At 59.2% G+C, this 595-nt stretch carries 1 pseudogene; it reads left to right on the top strand.

What is annotated here, in order from left to right:
- A pseudogene (locus tag J5224_RS34075) lies at positions 1-458 on the top strand (type II secretion system protein GspD); the annotation flags it as partial.
- Between the last annotated feature and the right edge of the window lie 137 nt (positions 459-595).

The raw sequence follows: 595 nt of genomic DNA, 5'->3' as shown, positions 1-595 counted from the left end.
CCAGCGTGGCGGATTCCGCCTCCAGCAGCAGTTCCGAATTGGGCGTGACCTTTAACACCCGCACGGTAAGCAACGCGGTGCTGGTAGGCAACGGCGAAACGGTAGTGGTAGGCGGCCTGCTGGACAAGAGCACCACCGAGAGCGCGTCACGCGTGCCGATATTGGGCGATATCCCGGTGATTGGTGCGCTGTTCCGCTCCAACAGCAAACAGGTCAAAAAACGTAACCTGATGCTGTTTATTCGACCCACCATCATCCGCGATCGCCAGCAGTATCAGACGGCGTCCAGCGATAAATACCGCTCATTCAGCGAAGAGCGCGGGCAGCAACGTGAAGGAGATAATCGCGATAACCTGCTGCATGACAAACAGTTGCGCTTACCGGGCAGCGGTAACACCCACACCTTCCTTCAGGTGAAAACCGCCATTACCGCGCTCTATCCCACGGGTGGCCGATGAGCGAGCTTAACGCCAGCACGCCGGAATGGCGGCCACTCCTGCCGTTTGCCTACGCGCGCACCCATCACATCCTGCTGTTACAGGATGGCGCAACGCAGCAGCACAGCCTGATGTGTGATGCGGCAACGACGGCAACC

Source organism: Candidatus Symbiopectobacterium sp. NZEC135 (assembly GCF_025962695.1).
The sequence above is the reverse complement of the archived record's forward strand: the minus strand, read 5'-3'. Positions and strand labels throughout refer to the sequence as shown.